The sequence below is a fragment of the Nocardia sp. TBRC8007 genome (assembly GCF_056629435.1).
Genome location: NZ_JBWSOR010000195.1, coordinates 1 through 337, shown reverse-complemented (window position 1 = coordinate 337; position 337 = coordinate 1). Strand labels below are relative to the sequence as shown.

Annotated in this window: 1 protein-coding gene; it reads right to left on the bottom strand. The window is 63.8% G+C overall.

Translation table 11 applies throughout. The features are described from left to right. Positions 1 to 303, bottom strand: a 303-nt coding sequence (locus tag ACX4ZE_RS23265; RefSeq protein ID WP_480275604.1) for a helix-turn-helix domain-containing protein, incomplete at its 3' end; no start/stop codon positions are given. Positions 304 to 337 lie beyond the last annotated feature (34 nt).

Genomic DNA, 337 nt, shown 5'->3' with positions numbered 1-337 from the left:
GATATCAACACTATCGCAACGTAGTTCATGGGCGATGCGGCGTGCTGACCACTTCTTGTCCCGCCGCATTTTCTCGATCCGGCTCGTCACCTCCGCTGATGTGGCGGTCGGTTGATGATGTGGCGTGCTGGACCGGTCGGCCAGGCCCAACTCGCCGAACCGGCGATGTCGGTTGACCCATTTCGAGGCGCATTGGCGTGAGATGCCCATCTCGGCGGCGACGTGGGCGATCGGACGATGTCGGCAGCGCTGCACCAGACGGCGGCGGCCTTCGACAGAAAGTGGGGCGTTACGGTGGGTCACGGACGGGTCTTTCCGGTCGAGCGGACGAGAGGCT